At 46.3% G+C, this 14,156-nt stretch carries 13 protein-coding genes; 5 read left to right on the top strand and 8 right to left on the bottom strand.

All coding sequences use genetic code 11. The annotated features are described in order from the left end of the window. Nucleotides 1-127 precede the first annotated feature (127 nt). Nucleotides 128-976, top strand: coding sequence for an alpha/beta hydrolase (locus QUA07_RS27160; protein ID WP_333320167.1), 849 nt, complete (start codon nucleotides 128-130; stop codon nucleotides 974-976). A 108-nt stretch (nucleotides 977-1,084) separates the two neighbouring features. Then, nucleotides 1,085-2,317: a pentapeptide repeat-containing protein gene (locus QUA07_RS27155; protein WP_333331567.1), complete on the top strand. Its 1,233-nt coding sequence runs from the start codon at nucleotides 1,085-1,087 to the stop codon at nucleotides 2,315-2,317. A gap of 166 nt (nucleotides 2,318-2,483) precedes the next feature. Here QUA07_RS27155 and QUA07_RS27150 read toward each other — a convergent pair whose 3' ends face one another. The 3 genes from QUA07_RS27150 to ggt form a co-directional block, all read right to left on the bottom strand. Beyond that, nucleotides 2,484-2,648 (bottom strand): hypothetical protein, encoded by a 165-nt coding sequence (locus QUA07_RS27150; protein WP_333331564.1) that lies wholly within the window; start codon nucleotides 2,646-2,648, stop codon nucleotides 2,484-2,486. 320 nt (nucleotides 2,649-2,968) lie between these two features. Continuing rightward, nucleotides 2,969-3,847 (bottom strand): choice-of-anchor L family PEP-CTERM protein, encoded by an 879-nt coding sequence (locus QUA07_RS27145; RefSeq protein ID WP_333331561.1) that lies wholly within the window; start codon nucleotides 3,845-3,847, stop codon nucleotides 2,969-2,971. Between the two features lie 498 nt (nucleotides 3,848-4,345). Further along, nucleotides 4,346-6,073: a gamma-glutamyltransferase gene (gene ggt / locus QUA07_RS27140; RefSeq protein ID WP_333331558.1), complete on the bottom strand. Its 1,728-nt coding sequence runs from the start codon at nucleotides 6,071-6,073 to the stop codon at nucleotides 4,346-4,348. Between the two features lie 1,086 nt (nucleotides 6,074-7,159). Between ggt and QUA07_RS27135 the strand changes: the two genes are divergently transcribed. Together QUA07_RS27135 and QUA07_RS27130 are read left to right on the top strand one after the other, a co-directional pair. Beyond that, nucleotides 7,160-8,185 carry a glycosyltransferase family 2 protein gene (locus QUA07_RS27135; RefSeq protein WP_333331556.1) on the top strand — a complete coding sequence of 342 codons (1,026 nt, stop codon included), beginning with the start codon at nucleotides 7,160-7,162 and terminating at the stop codon, nucleotides 8,183-8,185. 575 nt (nucleotides 8,186-8,760) lie between these two features. Beyond that, nucleotides 8,761-9,528 (top strand): DUF1350 family protein, encoded by a 768-nt coding sequence (locus tag QUA07_RS27130; protein ID WP_333331553.1) that lies wholly within the window; start codon nucleotides 8,761-8,763, stop codon nucleotides 9,526-9,528. A 15-nt stretch (nucleotides 9,529-9,543) separates the two neighbouring features. Here QUA07_RS27130 and QUA07_RS27125 read toward each other — a convergent pair whose 3' ends face one another. Beyond that, a complete protein-coding gene (locus tag QUA07_RS27125; protein WP_333331550.1) occupies nucleotides 9,544-10,062 on the bottom strand; it encodes an ATP-binding protein in 519 nt (172 codons plus the stop codon). A gap of 432 nt (nucleotides 10,063-10,494) precedes the next feature. Between QUA07_RS27125 and QUA07_RS27120 the strand changes: the two genes are divergently transcribed. Further along, on the top strand, nucleotides 10,495-11,631 hold the full coding sequence (locus QUA07_RS27120) for a PP2C family protein-serine/threonine phosphatase (RefSeq protein WP_006632014.1): 1,137 nt from the start codon (nucleotides 10,495-10,497) through the stop codon (nucleotides 11,629-11,631). 56 nt (nucleotides 11,632-11,687) lie between these two features. Here the strand turns inward: QUA07_RS27120 and QUA07_RS27115 are convergent, their stop codons facing one another. The 4 genes from QUA07_RS27115 to QUA07_RS27100 all read right to left on the bottom strand — a co-directional run bounded on the left by QUA07_RS27115 (nucleotide 11,688) and on the right by QUA07_RS27100 (nucleotide 13,944). Then, nucleotides 11,688-12,014, bottom strand: coding sequence for an STAS domain-containing protein (locus tag QUA07_RS27115; RefSeq protein ID WP_041623653.1), 327 nt, complete (start codon nucleotides 12,012-12,014; stop codon nucleotides 11,688-11,690). 239 nt (nucleotides 12,015-12,253) lie between these two features. Next, nucleotides 12,254-12,958 (bottom strand): helix-turn-helix domain-containing protein, encoded by a 705-nt coding sequence (locus QUA07_RS27110; RefSeq protein ID WP_333331548.1) that lies wholly within the window; start codon nucleotides 12,956-12,958, stop codon nucleotides 12,254-12,256. Nucleotides 12,959-13,036: 78 nt separating this feature from the next. Further along, on the bottom strand, nucleotides 13,037-13,588 hold the full coding sequence (gene dps, locus QUA07_RS27105) for a DNA starvation/stationary phase protection protein Dps (RefSeq protein WP_333331545.1): 552 nt from the start codon (nucleotides 13,586-13,588) through the stop codon (nucleotides 13,037-13,039). Between the two features lie 95 nt (nucleotides 13,589-13,683). Next, nucleotides 13,684-13,944, bottom strand: coding sequence for a sulfiredoxin (locus tag QUA07_RS27100; RefSeq protein WP_333076422.1), 261 nt, complete (start codon nucleotides 13,942-13,944; stop codon nucleotides 13,684-13,686). Between the last annotated feature and the right edge of the window lie 212 nt (nucleotides 13,945-14,156).

Below are 14,156 nucleotides of genomic sequence, written 5' to 3'. Positions count from 1 at the left end.
CAGATTTTTTTGAGAGATGTACTCTTGAGATTCCTGACTTCTTAAAGAAGTCGGGAATTTGCGTATTTACTGAACAATTATGAGTTAAAATCTAAAATCTAAAATCTAAGAATCCAAAATCAATATCATGTCTTTCATTTCAATTCGCGGTGTAGAACACTATTACGAGTGGATAACTGCAGATAACAGTACCCAACCTAGCGGGAAACCAGTGATGGTATTTCTCCACGGCTGGGCGGGATCAGCGCGCTACTGGGAAAGCACGGCACGAGCTATTGCTGATGATTTTGATTGTTTACTTTACGATATGAGAGGTTTTGGTCGATCGCCCTTGCCGAAAGAGCCTCCTGAGTCCAGCTACGAACTCGAAACCTACGCCCGGGACTTAGCGGAATTATTAGAATCTCTGAATTTAAGCCGTGTCTTTCTCAATGCTCACTCCACAGGTGCATCAATTGCTACTTTATTTCTCAACCTTTACCCCGAAAAAGTAGAAAAAGCAATTCTCACTTGCAGCGGGATTTTTGAATACGATGAAAAATCTTTTACAACTTTTCACAAATTCGGTGGCTATGTGGTAAAATTTAGACCCTCTTGGTTGGCATCCATCCCCTTTGCCGATCGGCTATTTATGGCCCGGTTTTTGCGCCGTTCCCTGCCCACAGAGGTCAGTCTGGCGTTTCTCAAGGATTTTTTGATGGCAGACGAGCAAGCTGCTATAGGTACAATGGTGACGGCAGTCAGCAAAAGAGCCGCCGAGGAAATGCCCCAAGAATTTGCGCGGCTGAGTGTTCCCACACTGCTTGTTGCCGGAGAATTTGACCAAATTATCCCCGCCGTCATGGGAGAGCAAGCAGCCTCCCTCAGCAAAAAAGTAGAATTTGTTATAATTCCCAATACGGCTCACTTTCCGATGCTGGAGGATGCCGCAACATACTTGCAGCGAATTCGAGAATTTTTGCCAGCAGCGGCTTAGCTGAGTTATTGTTCATCTAATGTACGATCGGACACGCAAGCTTTGAGAACGGCTTTTGCTCCGATCTTAATTTTTAATTCCTAATTTCTTAAAGCGAAAGGTGGTACAATGAACGACCTCGACCAATACTATAAAGTGCTGGGACTGTTGCCGGGAGCTTCCAGAGAAGAAATTAGCCAAGCCTACAAGGATTTAGCGTTCATTTGGCACCCCGATCGCATCCCCAAAGACAATCCCAGACTACTACAGAAAGCTGAAGAGAAGATTAAGGAAATTAATCAAGCTCGCGAACAATTGCGATCGATTCAACCAAGAGGTCAGAATCAGAACGTTCAGCACAAACATACTCAGCACAAACACACCCAGCACCAAAACACCCAGCACAAACACACCCAGCAACAAAACACCCAGCAACAAAACGCTCAGTCCAGAAACACTCAGCAACAAAATACCCAGCAACAAAGCGCTCAGTACAGAAACACTCAGCAACAAAATACCCAGCAGCAAAGCGCTCAGTACAGAAACACTCAGCAACAAAATACCCAGCAACAAAGCACTCAGTATAGAAACACTCAGCAACAAAATACCCAGCAACAAAACGCTCAGTACAGAAACACTCAGCAACAAACTACCCAGCAACAAAGCGCTCAGCAACCCAATACTCAGTACCAAAACACTCAGTACCAAAACACTCAGCAACCCAATACTCAGTACCACAACACTCAGCAACCCAATACTCAGTACCAAAACACTCAGTACAGAAATACTCAGTATCCAAACACCCAGCACCAAAACACCCAGCCACCGCCGGCAAACTCAAAAGAACCTCGCTACTCTTCTGAACCCTCTTCAGGAAAATATCCTGGAAATTATGCGGGAAACTATGGGGGAAACCCTGCAGGGCCCTATTCAGAGGCGTCCCGCTACCAATCGCAGCCACCGCCATCTCAGTCTTACCGCCAAGCTGGGCCGCAAGCTCCCGATTTGAGCGGTTCCAACTTCAAAGGAGCTTCCTTAAAAGAAAAGGATTTTTCAGGGAGAAACTTGAGCAATGCAAACCTGAGTGAAGCCGACTTAAGTGATGCTTTTCTACACAACGTCAATCTCACAGGCGCGAATTTGCACCAAGCTAACTTGTTCCGGGCTAATTTGTTAGGAGCTTGTTTGATCAATGCCAACTTGAGAGAAACCAACTTAATCGGAGCCGATTTGAGCGGTGCTGACTTGAGCGGTGCTGACTTAACAGGAGCGAAAATCGGTTACGGCGATCGAGTTATGGTCAAACTTACCCGGACTACATTAACAGGTACAATCTTACCCGACGGTACTGTTCATAGCTAAATTATTTAGTTTTTAGTCAGTGGTTGTAGACGCGGGTTTTACCCGCAATATTTGCTGCAATTCCTAATACCAAAAAATCCGCCCTTTGCGAATTTGGGAGAAAAACTTATATTCTGTCCGCTAGAACAACCGCCATAAAATTGGTTCGTAGTGAGGGCATTCGTCGTCAGAATTGTATGAGGACTTGCATTCCTCGCTGCGTACCCATAATGGTTAAATTACTTGATATGATATTACGCGATCGCGATCGTACAAACCGAGTTTTTTTACCCGGTTCAACAACTGCAACGAGGTCTTTTCCTTCATCAAACCCCGTTTCTGTCTCCAACACGGCTAGTCGAGATTCATATTACAGCAACCGCCAAAATGGTTCCTGTTCTGTTTTTTCCTTCTTCCTTCTTCCTTCTTCCTTATTCCTTCTTCCTTATTCCTTATTCCTTCTTCCTTATTCCTTATTCCTTCTTCCTTCTTCCTTCTTCCTTCTTCCTTCTTCCTTCTCCCTTATTCCTTCTCCCTTGTTCCTTCTCCCTTATTCCGACGGACATCGGACTGACATCCGTTACATCCGTTACATAATCCGTTGCCGAACTTCCTTCTTCCTTTTATCCGTTACATCCCGTACATTGCTCGTTGCCGAACTGCCTTCCCTTATTAATTACTTCCGCCACGGCGATTGCGTAACTTTCGTCCAGCAGCCAGCATAGCGCCTCCCGCCATCAAACCCCCCACAGTCATCGGTTCGGGAACCGGTTCAGGTTGAACCGTCCCCACAGAACCGCCTTGAATAAATACAGCAGAATCTAACTTGCCATCGCCCACATCTTTAATGCGGATACTGAGAACATTCGTCTGATTTTGCTTGAGCAAACCCTCAAAACCTAAAACTTTAGTAAAACCGTCCAGCTTAACGATGTTAGCAGCAATACCTGTCAAACTTGGGTTGTTAATATAGTCGGGGTGATCTTTAGAGCGATTATATGGATCTGGAACAAGATTATTAATCGTAACTCTTTTTCCGTCGCTCAATTTTGCCAAATTAGTGCCGTTCAACAGCAGTTCAAAATCGTCATTATATTTAGAACCGCCGAACTCAGGAAACTCCTCAGAAGCAAATACATATTGAAAGAACAATTTTTCAACCGTACTATTAGCAAAAAAGCTGAGGTTTAGCTGAGTCAGATCCCCTTGTTCACCCTTAGCACCAAAATCCGTGCTTAAATCGCTGTCCTGTGTCGTGAAGTTATCTTTCCGATTCTGACCCGGTATATCGGTGACTCTACCAGTGCTCAGAACAACACCTGATGTCAAACCGAATGGGTCATTAGTGAAAGTACCAAAAGCAGCCGAATTACCCGTAATTGAAACAGAGAAATTACTCAACCCGGCTGTATTAGTCCCCAATAAATTATTTTTTAAAGTCTCAGTGTTATTAGTTGCTCCTACCGAAAATGCCATTGCTGGCGCTGCCAACAAACTCAGAGCAGTAGTTAATGTAGCTGTTAAGCCAGCAATTTTGTGAGTAATTATCATAACTTTTTCCTGGAAGATACAAACCTGATCCAATGCACAACTTCATTTTTACATTATATAAGTATCAATGTCTAGGGCCTTTACAATAACTTTACACATAAGTGTATATACGTTTTTTGGGGCTAATTTTTTGGGTAGTTCTTGGCAATTAGTCAGCCTCTAAACCTCAGCGCAAAAATACGGATGCAAAAATACACTTACACAGACTAATAATTTCAGGAGTTACGCACTGGAGACCCAAAAAACTGGGTTTTGATACCGTTGGCGCTCTCTAAAATGACTAATAGCTAATGACTAATAGCTAATGACTAATAGCTAATGACTTATGAAAGATGACTTCGCCCAAAAAAACCATAGAAGCCCCCGATTCCTGTCGTAGAGAGATCAAAATTTTTGATCCGAGTTCAACATCCCAGATTCATCTGTGGAGTAAATCTAAAATCGTCGAGTCGCCAAAGTCTCGCCCCCCTCTAAAATCTCTAATCGACTGACTGATGACTAAAACCCCCTTGCTTCTCCTTCGCCGCGCCGATCGGCAGCCCCTTCCAACCAACCGTCTGCAGTCAGGACGATCGCATTGGCATTGCCCCAGCCGTCACCTTCAACAATCTGGTGTCCCCGCCGCCGCAACTCCGAAAGTGTCGCAGCCTCAAAACCTCCCCGTTCCACCCTCAGGCGATCGGGCTGCCACTGGTGGTGTACGCGAGGTGCAGACACAGCATCGCCGACATTCATGTCGTAAACCAATACATTCAGCACTATTTGCAGCACCGTGGTAATAATCGTGCTGCCTCCGGGAGCTCCCGCAGCGAGGCGAAATTTGCCATTTTCTGTCACGATGACCGGCGTCATGCTCGATAAAGGAGTTTTGCCCGGGGCGATCGAATTTGCCTCCCCGCCCACCAAACCAAACAAATTCGGCACTCCCGGCGCCGCTGCAAAATCATCCATCTCGTTGTTGAGCAAAATTCCCGTACCCGCGGCCACGACTCCAGCCCCAAAACCGCCATTCACCGTAAATGTCAAGCTTACTACATTGCGCTCTTTGTCAACTACCGTAAGGTGCGTAGTTTCCGGAGACTCCCACAGGAGACGGTTCAAAGTTTCAGCGTCAACAGCCTTTACCTCGCTGGAGGGTCGGGCTTTTGACATTTGGATTTGCGATCGTCTCAATTTGCCATAATTGGTGCTAGTCAGAGCTTTGAGCGGTACACTCACAAAATCCGGGTCGCCCAAATACTCAGCCCGATCGGCATAAGCAATCCTCATGCTCTCCGCCAGCAAGTGCAAAGTATCTGGACTCTGCCTCCCCAACCTCTTGAGATCCGTATCTCCCAGAATATTTAAGATTTGCAATAAATGAACGCCGCCGGAAGAAGGAGGCGACATCGCGCAAATTTCGTAGGTGCGAAAGTTGCCACAAACCGGATTTCGCCAAATCGGCGTATAGTTTTTCAAATCTTCGAGAGTGATAATCCCACCGTTTTTAGCCATATCGGCGGCGATCGCCCGCGCAATGTCCCCGGTATAAAAACTCTGCGGATTTTGTGCAATCTGCCGCAAAGTCCGCGCCAAATCCCGCTGCACCAAAAGCTCACCCGGCTGGTATAAAATGCCACCACGAGTAAAAACCTCCAGCGCCGCCCGGTTTTTTTTGAGCACATCCTGTCGTCGCCCGGTAGCCGTGGTAAAGCGCGAACTTACCGGAAAGCCTTTTTCAGCCAGGGCGATCGCCGGCGCCACCACCTGGGCCCAAGGCAACTTACCGTACTCGCGGTGCACCGTATAAAGTCCAGCAACAGTACCCGGAATACCCGCCGCCAAATGCCCGTCCAGACTTGCCCTTTGGCGCACCTTGCCCTGCTTGTCGAGGTACATATCCCGCGTCGCCCGTTTCGGAGCTCGTTCCCGGAAATCCAGCGCTTGCACAGTCCCCGTTTCCGCCCGCCGCAGCAGTAAAAAACCCCCGCCACCGATACCCGCCGAAAAAGGCTCCACCACCGAAATCGCCAAAGCCGTAGCAGCCGCCGCATCCACTGCATTGCCGCCCTGTTGCAGCAGGGCCAGCCCCGCAGCGCTCGCCAGAGGGTGAGCCGAAACTGCCATCCCCTGTTGGCTGCGCTGCTGCTGCAAGGTTGGCTGTAGCTGTTGCTGGCAGCCACCCAACACCAAGACTGTTAGGCAACAAGTATAAATTCGCACTTTGCTCAAGAAATTGGGCAACATTTTTTACGCGTGAGGCGAGGATTTTTTATAGTATACTTTTAGGAGCATCTTCCCTAAAACCTAGCGGTACTAAGTTCAATCGCAGATAAATTACCTGTTATGGCAGACGGAAAAACGATTTGACCCTGGGAGGCGCTCACGGTACAAGAGGAAGAGAAAAATCAGGGACAGACGGTGGCAATTTAATAATTAAACAAGTTTGAAAAAGCAGCTTTTTTGATAAAATACCGATTTCAAAAAAGCTGATAAACTCAGAAAAACGGTGTTGCTGATTTACGGTAGGAAAAACTCAAGATGCAAATCATATAAACCCTGCTTCACAAAGCTTCTGAATTTTCCAATTATTTTTGTTTCCTAGCCTGATTAAGCAACAGCAAAACAATCAGTATTTTAGGTGATGGCTAGGGTAAGGCAACACATAGAGTAATTAAAAATGAGTCGTATTTTTTTACCCACCCCAACTTTACCAAGGGAGGCAGTAAGAAATTTACAAATTATTTACGATTGCTGGAACAGACTTATTATAGCTTTTTTTGGTAATCTTTTTGACTTTTGGTTAATCAGTAAACCATGTTTTACTGACTATTGATATAAAAATTTCTCAAATAATTGTAATTAGGTTTGGAGGAAAGTTTCAAATTCCTCATTCCCCGTTTTGGCGCAATAAAAAAATTATGATTAGCAATTAACCGGAATCGAACTGAGTCATGAATGCAATTTTTTAGTAGCTATATAGTTATCAAACCAATAATTTTGGGTGAGGTCGGGTTTTTCTTGGTAAGTCGTATTAAAGCAAAAAGATGCGATCGAATTTAGGACAACTCCAGTCCCCGGACAAAACCCTCAATCCATCGCAGCCGTCGCCTTTGTGTCCGAAAAATTGCCCGCCAAATAATAGTCTGCACTCCGCCTGCTAAGGGCCGTCCCCTCCTTATGGTAGATAACACTCACGTTGGTAAACCTGTTATATTGGCAGTATGTAGGCAAGTTTTCTGACTACAGGTACTTGCACGTAAATGAGTCAGAGTGTCGGCTTCGATACTATACTTCGGTGAACAACTACCAAACCACACCTTAATGCAAGTTATGAATAGCCAAAAAATAAGTGTAATCATTCCTGCATTCAATGCTGCCGACACTCTGGCCGAGACAGTTGCCTCCGTACTCAATGGTACCCACAAGAATCTAGAAATTTTAATTGTTGATGACTGCTCTACTGACGCTACTGACAAAGTTGCTGCTAAGCTAGTCGAGCAAGATTCGAGAATTCAATACTTCAGAAATCCCCAAAATTACGGGGTTTCTAAGTCGAGAAATTTAATGATATATCGCGCCACAGGCGAGTATGTAGCGTTTATCGATAGCGACGATACCTGGGAACCCAATAAGTTAGAAGTTTGTTTGAAGATGCTCGCAGACAATCCCGAAGTCAAAGCTGTGGCTCACGCTTTGCGATATTTAGACAAGCGCGGCAACAAGTTGAGTTACATTCCCACCTATCCTACAACTAAAGCAGAAATGCAGGCGATTAAGGAGACAGGCGAAAGTCCTTGGGTTTTCCCGTCTTCTGTTGTAGTCTATCGCTCTATTCTACTCCAAGAAGGCGGCTTTGCAGAAGATTGGCAGGTAGGAGAAGATACAGAGTTATTTACTAAACTTGCTCAAAAGTATGGCTTGCTAGCGGCGACAGAACCTTTGGGAAATTATCGAATTAGAGAGAACTCTCTCACAGATAAACACTGGCTGAAGAAGCGCATAGCTTCTGATTGTGTCAAGGAAAACCAACTGCGGCGCTTGCGGGGAGAAAAAGAGTTATCACTCCAGGAGTACGAAGAGTTATGTTTTAAGAATTTGCCGCTTTTGCAAAGGCTTAACAAATTTCGAGAAGTTTTGGCACTGCACTACATGAGAAAGGTGGGACAAAGTTGGTTAAATCGGGAGGTTTTGCCGACTATTGTTTACGGCGTGGCTACCACAGTGCTCAATCCTCAAGCTACTGTGCACAAGTGGAAATGGATGAAAACTCACGAAAAGTTGAGTCATCAAACGGCAGAAGGTATTGGTCATTCGGCAGAATTAAACCCCCAGCGATCGTCTGAAATCGGGGGTTGAGCCTAAAGGATGTTATAGTTGTATAGCCTTTCTCAGTAACATGAGGTGCACGCTTGATATAGAGAATAGGGCATAGGGAATAGGGCATAGGGCATACCTCACTTTATTGACAACTTCTATATGCGGGTTTAGGCAAGAAATTTGGTGCTGCCAATCAAGCCGAATCGAAGCCGATCGCCCAGGGGCTGATTAATACGCGATGTTGGGGTCTTGATCCGTATTTGACTGTGAATATTCTGTCAGGTCAATTACCCGCAATACCAGCTACAGCGGCTTGCAGCCGTGCGGTGGAAGACAATATAAAAATTTTTGCGTGATCGGATGTCAGTCTTGATTTATTCTGCCACTAGCTTCAAGCCTATACAAGGCGCTAATAGCAGCGATCGCCAGCCGTGCTATTTGCCCCCACAACAGTTAGAATAAATAATGTATAAGTAAAAAGGAAAGTTTTTGGAATTAAAAAATGGGTAGCAAACCCCTTTTTGAGGCATAAAATAAAAGGAAAAATTTATAAAACATTCTGCCTTTTACCTTCAGAGGATGATCGCCTTTTTATTTGGAATTAGATTGAATTTATGGACTGGCAAGAAATTTCTGGCAACTGGGTATTAATTCCTTCAAGACCGATCGCGATCGTACATTTTCTCGGCGGTGCCTTTGTGGCGACAGCACCCCAACTCACCTATCGCTGGCTGTTAGAAGCTTTGGGGAATCAAGGATATGTTGTAGTAGCAACGCCATTTGTTAATACTTTAGATCATATTGCGATCGCCCGCGATGTCCTCAACAAATTTGAAAATGCCCTCGATCGCCTGCGCGCCACTAAATTGCTCAAATCTTCCTATCTCCCCATCTACGGCATGGGACACAGCATGGGATGCAAACTCCACCTCCTGATCGGTTCTGTGTTTGACATAGAAAGGGCAGGCAATATTCTGATTTCGTTCAACAATTATGCGGCATCAGAAGCAATCCCGATCGTCGAGCAAATTTCCCCTGTCTTTAACGTCGAGTTTACCCCTTCCCCGCAAGAGACTAATCGCCTCGTCCAAGATAGCTATCAAATTCGGCGCAATCTTTTAGTTAAATTTAACGGCGACAACATCGACCAAACCCTGCTTTTGACCAAACTGCTAAAAGCACGATTTCCCGACATGATTACCGTTCAGACTCTAGCGGGCAACCATCAAACGCCCTTGGGTCAAGATGTTAGCTGGCCTGTAGGTCAAATTTTTACACCCTTCGACGCGATCGGGCAATGGGTGAAACAAGAAGTGTATCGAGAATTAAATGAATTAAAACGGACAATTCTGCTGTGGCTTAATCCTCTGTCCCGCGTTTAAAACCCGATGAACCCATTAATCAGAAATTTCCTCTACCACTTCCAAAATATCATCTTCATTGTTCTGCCTTGAGACAGGAGTATAATTTTTGACCATCGACAAACAGTTCCGTCCATCAGCCGTTCTTTCGTAACTAATACTGTCTGCGATGTCTTTAATCAATTTTAGACCCCGCCCGCCCGGAGAGTGAATATCGACTTTTTCCGAAATATCTTTGATTTTTTTCTCTAAATCAAACGGATCGCCCGAGTCCCAAATTTTAATCTCTAAAGATTCAGCGAACACCGCCACCTGAATGTCAACAGGCAAATCCGCTGGTTTGCCCTTGTGGGCGTGACGCACCGCATTCGTAAAGCCCTCAGCCAAAGCTAACTGACACCGTATCCACACACTTGTAGGAATTCGTGAGTCGTACAATTGTGCAAACCACGACAAAACCCAGCTTAATCCGTTCAGACCTGTATTGACTTGAAGATCCGCTTTTTTTAGCATCGGCAACTTTTCGGAACCCTTTAATTCAATCACGCTCACCACACAAGTTCTTCATCGGCCGGTGGGCAAAATACAACGAGACAAAATACAACCAGATAAAGTACAACGAGACAAAATACAACGGCGGCAAAATTGAATGGTAGTTTGAGGATACTAGCTCTGGTGGGCCGTGGATCAATGTCTAATCGAATAATCGGTGAGTCACTTTACCATAAATAGCACTTCCATGTCAACCAGCACCTGTGGCAAATAAAAGTCTATAAAATTTTATATTCTGAGTATAAACTGAGTGAAGTTCGATCGCGCCAAATTTCTATCAAATTTTAACGTAAATTGAACTCAACGACCCGCTGTCAAAAACAATTACCTCGAAAGCCATGTCAATAAACTATACTCAATCTCAGACAAGGGCGCTGACAGGATATATTTTAAATGACCCCCAGACCTTGAAAAACTTGTAGTACCTAAGTGCCCATGTTTCAAATTCTGGTTATTGACGATGATACGGCTGTTCAAGAACTGCTGAGAAGAACCCTGAAAAAACAGGGTTACGAAGTAACAGTAGCAAGCAATGGCGAAGACGGTGTAGCCCAGGCGCAAAAATTGCGTCCGGCCCTGATAATTTGCGATTGGATCATGCCGCGCTTGACCGGCATCGATGTCTGCCGTCGAGTTAAGGCAGATCCGGATCTGTCAACTACACAATTCTTTTTGTTGACTTCTTTGGGATCGATCGCCGATCGAGTCAAAGGACTCGACGCTGGTGCCGACGATTTTATCTCAAAGCCGATCGAACTCAACGAGTTACAGGCGAGAGTACGCGCCGGATTGAGGCTGCACCAACTCAGCCGAGATTTGAAAATAGCCAAGCAAAGTCTGGAAGCAGAGTTAGCCGAGGCAGCCGAGTACGTGCAATCGCTGCTGCCAGATCCGATGACGGAACCTTTCAGCATTGAGGCAAAATTCATTCCCTCCCGGCAGTTGGGTGGAGATTGCTTCGACTACAACTGGCTAGATGCCGATTATTTGGCGATTTACTTGCTCGACGTAGCCGGTCACGGTTTGCGGGCGGCGCTGCCTTCGGTGGCCGTGCTGAATTTGCTGCGATCGCGCACGCTCCCCAACATAGACTACTACAAACCCAGCGACGTTTTGCGCGCCCTGAACACCACCTTCCAGATGAGCTACCAAAACGACAAGTATTTCACCATCTGGTATGGCGTTTACAACCGCATTTCTCGCCAGCTAGTTTATGCCAGCGCCGGCCATCCACCAGCCGTGTTGATTTCCCAGTCCCCTGCGAGCACCGCTAAAATCCAGCGATTAAAAACCCCCGGAATGCCGGTCGGGATGTTCCCTGACGCCCCCTATGTCGATAATTGCTGCGATGTAGAGGATTTGAGCACTCTCTACATCTTTAGCGACGGGGTATACGAGATCCACCAACCTGACGGCAATATCTGGGGGCTTGACCCTTTCGTAGACCTGTTAGCAGCTTACAACGGTGCAAGTGCCGACCAGTTAGAGCTAGTTTTGAACTACATTCAAAAGTTGAACGCTAAAGCAGTTTTTGATGATGATTGGTCTTTACTCAAGGTAAACTTTGGCTAGCTGACTTCTTGCAGTGCATCTGTGACCAAATAGCAAAAAGGCAGCAGCCCAAAGATTTAGTTAGTTGAGAGAATTTTGCTATTAAAAGCATCGCGGGTCTGAAATATCTCGAAAACTCGATCCATGCTGGTGAGTTCAAATAAGATGCGGATTTGCTCGTTGATAGAACAGACAACTAATTGACTCCCAGCGGCACGGACTGTTTTGAGCGCCAAGACTAAAGCGCCTAAACCAGAACTATCCATAAATGTCACATCAGTGAAGTCTATCAATACCACATCGGCTCCCGCTTCCACTAGGTCGCTAATCTCTTGGCGGAATTGACTTGCCTTGGTGCCGTCTAAAATGCCAGAGGGCTGAATAATTTTAACTACAGGACTCATATTTTGCGGTGGGAATGTCAGAATTTCTAGCCAGACTAGGCTAGTATAGCTGCGAGATGGACTCCGATCCAAATAAGAGAGGGGGAAAGCGCCAAAGCCTGAAAGCGGGAGAATAGTTTTGAGTGCAAAAGATGCTCCTCGTCGCGGATCGTAACGCCGATCGCAGTCGCAGCGCTTCGCCGGGAGTGAATTTTGAGATAGGGACAATCTTGGTTCTGCCGAAGGCCTTCTGGTATTAATTAAACTCGGCTAACTTTGGCGCGGTAGAGCAGTTTGTCGCCTTGTCTGTACCCTGTGTAGCGGACTTTGACGGGTTCTCCGGGTTCGGCTGTTCCTTCCATGAGCTGATGCTGTTGGGGGTTGTAGGGAATCTCGGCTCCGACTGGAGCGATCGACTCCACTCCCCAATGCTCCAATAACTGCTCGACTGGCCGCAGCAAGGGCAGTAGTTTCTGAGCCCGCAAGTTGTGATTTTCCTGAGCTTTGCTCGCAGCAGTCGGCCACTGCAACATCCAAGATTCTAAAATTTGCACGCTAGATAGCTGGAATTCCTGCATCAAAGATTCTCGCTGCTGTTCGATCGAAGCTTGCAGGCGCTGATATTCTTGTTCTAGGGCTGTCGGTGGTGCCGGTTCTAACTCTACATAGTTTGGCGCCAAGGTTGCGAGCAGTTCGGTTAAGGAAATTTGTAAAGCTTGACTGATTTTGAGCAGGATGTCGGCTCGGGTTTGCAAAGCTAAACCGCGACGCAGGCGACTTAGCTGGATCTCGGAAACTCCTGCTTTTTTGCTGAGTTCTCGATCGCTCGAAAGCCCCGCCTGTTCCATCAGGCGTTGCAGTTGAGGAGCATAATCTGGAATATTGGCAGTCACGAAAAACTCATCCAAATTAATAAATGGACATATTCTCGATCGTAAACTGTCACGAGCCTTAACGAAATACATTTTTGGGGCGGGCTGTTGGGCCCGCCCCACAAGAGTTTCGCAATTGATGCCGATGCAAGTTCAATTATTGAAAGCTTGCTATTTGACGGCTACTTTTTCGCGGGCGGTGGCTGTTGCAGTTGTCGCAGAACCTTGCAAATGCGCTTCTAGGAACCACAAACGCTTGTCAATTGTCCGCGAAATTTCAGTGTAGAGATCCGCTGTATCGGCATCGCCGAGTTCGCCTGCTTTGTCGATGGCGACTCGCAGGTGTTGGGCGTAGGGTGCGTAGCGATCGGCCAAAGCCGTCACATATTCTTTGCCGTCTAAAATGTCGAAAGGAAATTCTGGCAAAATCGAATCTGCGGCGGCTGTGCGGGCTGTTCCTACAGCCAAACCGCCCAAAGCTGTGACTCGTTCTGCAACCGTATCAACGTATTCTTCGAGTTCTGTTGCCATTTCGTCAAACAGCAAGTGCAACTGGTAGAAGTCCATGCCTTTGACGTTCCAGTGAGCTTGCTTGACTTGAGTTTTTAAGTCCAGAGTCGTTGCCAGCGTGGCGTTGAGCAGCCCGACTACTTGAGAGCGGGTGGCGGCTGACATATCGATGCGGGTGGGGTAAAGATGTTGTTTGTGATTGTTGGTAGTCATAGGTTTTTAGCTTGTTATTAGTGATTGTCGATCGAAGATCTTAGAAAGCTTTGGGCGATCGAATGTTTGCCTGTCGTGAATTTCTATTGAGAGGCTCAGGCTAAGTGCATCTGCAACACGGCACGGGGAGCTCGGCGTACATTACAGCGGATAGTTTCTAAACCGAGACGCTGGCAAGCTTCGTACCGGTGGCAGCCGGAAAATCCGTAATACTGACCATCTACTTCTAGCACGTCGATGGGTTCGTTTAAACCTACCTCGCGGATGGATTCCATGAGGGCGGCTACTTTGGTTTGGTCGTTGACTCGCGGCAGGGGGCGGCGAATCTGGTTGAGGGGTATTTCTTCGATCCTCATGGCGGCTCTCTTTTTTGCTTCTTGTTAAATCATACTCGTAATGACTTCGACTTGGCAAGAAAAATGTCAGGAAATTTTGAGATGGGGAGAACAGGGGCGTGCGATCGACCGTTTGCTGTAGTGTCGGGGGATGGACATTGGTAACAAGTTAGAAAAGAGTAGATTTTGTCAATACCCCTTTGTGTAGAAATATAATTGAATAATAATGATAA

The sequence above is a fragment of the Microcoleus sp. T3_A4 genome (assembly GCF_036700465.1).
GTDB lineage: Bacteria > Cyanobacteriota > Cyanobacteriia > Cyanobacteriales > Microcoleaceae > Microcoleus.
This window is presented reverse-complemented; position numbering and strand designations above follow the sequence as displayed.

Excerpts from the sequence above, each read along its gene's own strand:
- QUA07_RS27155 (WP_333331567.1), top strand. The coding sequence starts at position 1,085 with ATGAACGACCTCGACCAATACTATAAAGTGCTGGGACTGTTGCCGGGA.
- QUA07_RS27160 (WP_333320167.1), top strand. The coding sequence starts at position 128 with ATGTCTTTCATTTCAATTCGCGGTGTAGAACACTATTACGAGTGGATA.
- dps (WP_333331545.1), bottom strand. The coding sequence starts at position 13,588 with ATGACTACCAACAATCACAAACAACATCTTTACCCCACCCGCATCGAT.
- QUA07_RS27130 (WP_333331553.1), top strand. The coding sequence starts at position 8,761 with ATGGACTGGCAAGAAATTTCTGGCAACTGGGTATTAATTCCTTCAAGA.
- QUA07_RS27120 (WP_006632014.1), top strand. The coding sequence starts at position 10,495 with ATGTTTCAAATTCTGGTTATTGACGATGATACGGCTGTTCAAGAACTG.
- QUA07_RS27110 (WP_333331548.1), bottom strand. The coding sequence starts at position 12,958 with ATGTATTTCGTTAAGGCTCGTGACAGTTTACGATCGAGAATATGTCCA.
- ggt (WP_333331558.1), bottom strand. The coding sequence starts at position 6,073 with ATGTTGCCCAATTTCTTGAGCAAAGTGCGAATTTATACTTGTTGCCTA.
- QUA07_RS27115 (WP_041623653.1), bottom strand. The coding sequence starts at position 12,014 with ATGAGTCCTGTAGTTAAAATTATTCAGCCCTCTGGCATTTTAGACGGC.
- QUA07_RS27145 (WP_333331561.1), bottom strand. The coding sequence starts at position 3,847 with ATGATAATTACTCACAAAATTGCTGGCTTAACAGCTACATTAACTACT.
- QUA07_RS27135 (WP_333331556.1), top strand. The coding sequence starts at position 7,160 with ATGAATAGCCAAAAAATAAGTGTAATCATTCCTGCATTCAATGCTGCC.
- QUA07_RS27100 (WP_333076422.1), bottom strand. The coding sequence starts at position 13,944 with ATGAGGATCGAAGAAATACCCCTCAACCAGATTCGCCGCCCCCTGCCG.